Origin of the sequence: Poseidonibacter antarcticus (assembly GCF_003667345.1) — a bacterium.
Lineage (GTDB): Bacteria > Campylobacterota > Campylobacteria > Campylobacterales > Arcobacteraceae > Poseidonibacter > Poseidonibacter antarcticus.
Genome location: NZ_RCWF01000032.1, coordinates 1 through 3,438, shown reverse-complemented (window position 1 = coordinate 3,438; position 3,438 = coordinate 1). Strand labels below are relative to the sequence as shown.

Genomic DNA, 3,438 nt, shown 5'->3' with positions numbered 1-3,438 from the left:
AAACTACACAGTTACATTTACAAATGGAAAATATACAATCACTCCAAAAGCAATAACAGTAAGTGCAGATGATTTAACAAAAGTATACGGACAAGAAGATGCAACTTTAACTTACACAACAGATGGATTAGTTGGAGAAGATACATTGTCAGGTTCATTAAAAAGAGCAGCTGGTGAAAATAAAGGTGAATACGCAATCACACAAGATACAACTTTAGCAAACTCAAACTACACAGTTACATTCACTAATGGAAAATATACAATCACTCCAAAAGCAATAACAGTAAGTGCAGATGATTTAAGTAAAATATTGGGAGAAGAAGACTCTGTTTTAACATATACGACAAATGGATTAGTAGGTAATGATAAACTAATAGGAAGTTTATTAAGAGCATCAGGTGAAGAAGTTGGGGATTATATAATTTCTGGTGATTTAACAAATAGTAATTATACTATTACTTTCAATGATGGTATCTATACAATTAAAACAAATAATGCTTTAAATAATGTAATAACACCAATTGTAAATCAAACAGTATTAAAAGCACAACAACAAATAAGTTCAGCTACACCAAGTAATCAAGAGCAAAGAGTAAGACTAGGTAGTAACGATGCAATACAAATAGTAAATGGTGGAGTAAAATTACCTGTTGGAGTTGAACAAATATTCTTTGTATCAAATAATGAAAATAATGAAGAAAACTAAAATTGGAGTAATGAAAAATATGAAAAATCAAATAATAAAAACAATATCAATATCAATCTTAACATCAAGCTTTTTGCTTGGTGCTAATGTGCCAAATATAGGAACTATAGAAAAAGAAATAAAAACTCCAACTATAGAAAAAGAAAAAGCTTCAATTCCAAAAATTAATTTGAAAAAAGAATATAAAGCTCCAATGAAAGATACAGGTAAAACAATACTTGTAAAAAGTATTACTTTTACTTCAAATGAACATATAAGTAGTGAAGTACTAAAAGAAATAGCTAAAGAGTATGAAAATAAAGAATTAACATTTACTCAAATTACTGAATTAACTTCTAAAATTACAAAGTATTATAGAGATAATGGATACTTCGTAGCAAGAGCTTATCTTCCTGTTCAAAATATATCTAAAAATGATAATGTATTAGAAATTGCAATTATTGAAGGAAATTATGGAGAGTTTAAATTAAAGAATAACTCTCTAGTAAATGACTCAACTCTTCAAGGTATGGTTGATAATGCAAAAGCTAGAGATAATATTATTTCAACAGAAACTTTAGAAAGAGCTATGCTTATTGTTAATGATACCTCAGGTGTTGCTATAACTCAAGCAGATATTAAACCAGGAACTACAATAGGTAGCTCAGATTTTATTATGACTGCTGAAAAAACAAATAGAGTTGATGGATATATATTAGCTGATAACGTAGGTGGTAAATATACAGGTAAAAATAGATTGATGGCTGGAATTAATATTAACTCTCCTTTTAATATTGGTGATAAAATTTCACTCTCAGGATTAATATCAAATGGAAGTAATCTTAAAAATGGAAGAATAGCATACACAGCACCATTAACTTCTAATGGATTAATAGGTGAAATATCTTATTCTCAAACTAATTATGAATTAACAGAAGAATATAAAGATTTAGATGCAACAGGAACAGCTAAAACATTTGAAGCTAGTCTAAAATATCCATTCCTTAGAACAAGAACAGAAAACCTATATCTAAATGTAAATATTGCAAATAAAGATTTAGAAGATAAAGTTAACTCAACAAATACAATAACTAATAAAGATACTCAATTTATAACTTTAGGTGCAGATTATGATAAATCTTATCTAGTAAATAAATTTAATTCCTCTTCAAAAATAGGCTTTGATATAAAATATGGAAACCTAAGCTTTGATGATGATAGTGATAAAACTATAGATGAAGCAGGAGCTAATACAAATGGAACTTACTCTAAAATAAATCTAGACCTTTCAAATACATTATATTTTACAAATAAACTCTCTTTAGAAACATCTTTAAGTATGCAATATGCCCTAGGAAATAAAAACCTAGATGGAAGTGAAGATATCTCTATTGGAGGAAGCTATGGAGTTAAACTATACCCAGATGGAGAATTAAGTGCTGAAAATGGATATGTATTTAATGCAGAAGCAAAATATAGACTTCCAAATGTAAGTAAACTATCAAATACAGTAGGAGTATTTTATGATAGAGGAAGAGCATGGATGTCAAATAATAATGTAAACTTTGAATCAAAATCATTGCAAGATGTAGGTCTTGGATACTATGCATCATATGATAATTTATTTGGACAAGTACAAGTAGCATGGAATGCAAATAGTAAAGAAGTTACAAGTGAAACAAATAGAAATTCTAGAGTATTGTTTCAAGTTGGAATGGTGTTTTAGATATTATGTTGATAATAAAAAAATATAATAAGGAAATTATAATTAATGTATAAGAATTTAGAAGTAATAGATAAAAATATAGATAAAGATGTAGCAATAAAAAATGTAAAAGATTACTCTTTTGCAAAAGAACAAAAGAATGCACCAATAACAACATCAGAGTTTTATGAAGCTTGTAAAGATTATCCAATACTTTTTATAAAAGATATAAATGATCAATGGATGGCAACAGTAATGCTAGGATATAAAGAAAATGAAAATGTATTTGTAGATAAAGAAGGTAAATGGAGTAAACATAAATATGTACCAGCACATATGAGAAGATATCCTTTTATCTTTGCAACGGCTAAAGACTCAACAACATTAACATTAGGTGTAGAAAAAGATTATAAAGAAAAAGCAAAAAAAGATAATGCTAGAAACTTGTTCGATGAAAAAGGTAATAATAGTAAATACTTAGATGATATCTTAGGATTTTTAAATCATTACCATCAAGACTCATTAGAAACAAGTTCTTTTATAAAACAGTTAGAAGATTGGAATTTGCTAGAAGAAAAAAACGCAAATATAGTAATCTCAAAAGAAGAGCAATATAATATAAACGGATTTTTTATAGTAAATGAAGAAAAACTAAAACATTTAAGTAAAAAGAAAAAAGAAGAGATATGTAATAAAAATGCATATCCTTTAATAACAGCACATTTAATATCATTATCTAATATACAAAGATTCTCTTAGGCTAGGGGAGTTGTAACGTTAATTTATACTCAAAATTAAATTTTTTGAGTATAAATAACAAGTTATACAATCTGTAGATTTGGAACTTTTTCTAGCTTTTGAAAAAATTGAGAGTATTCAGAATTTTGTGTCAAATAGATATGATATGGACAAGGTATTTGAACTAATAAAATAAGATTCCAGAATTGATAGAATCAGTCTATAGAGACTTCAGATAACTCACTTGATGCATTTTCTAATAAAGAAAATAATACCATCACAATTAAATTAGAACTAATAAATGATAAAA

The 3,438-nt window shown here is 26.9% G+C and carries 3 protein-coding genes; all 3 read left to right on the top strand.

Annotated elements, in window-relative coordinates; genetic code table 11:
• On the top strand, positions 1-706 hold a 706-nt coding region (locus tag D9T19_RS14305; protein ID WP_265936272.1), incomplete at its 5' end, for an MBG domain-containing protein.
• Complete coding sequence (locus D9T19_RS14300) at positions 693-2,411, top strand: ShlB/FhaC/HecB family hemolysin secretion/activation protein (protein WP_228198020.1); 1,719 nt, start codon at positions 693-695, stop codon at positions 2,409-2,411. The genes D9T19_RS14305 and D9T19_RS14300, both read left to right, overlap by 14 nt.
• 45 nt (positions 2,412-2,456) lie before the next feature.
• On the top strand, positions 2,457-3,149 hold the full coding sequence (locus tag D9T19_RS14295) for a SapC family protein (protein ID WP_121628922.1): 693 nt from the start codon (positions 2,457-2,459) through the stop codon (positions 3,147-3,149).
• Positions 3,150-3,438 lie beyond the last annotated feature (289 nt).

Excerpts from the sequence above, each read along its gene's own strand:
- D9T19_RS14300 (WP_228198020.1), top strand. The coding sequence starts at position 693 with ATGAAGAAAACTAAAATTGGAGTAATGAAAAATATGAAAAATCAAATA.
- D9T19_RS14295 (WP_121628922.1), top strand. The coding sequence starts at position 2,457 with ATGTATAAGAATTTAGAAGTAATAGATAAAAATATAGATAAAGATGTA.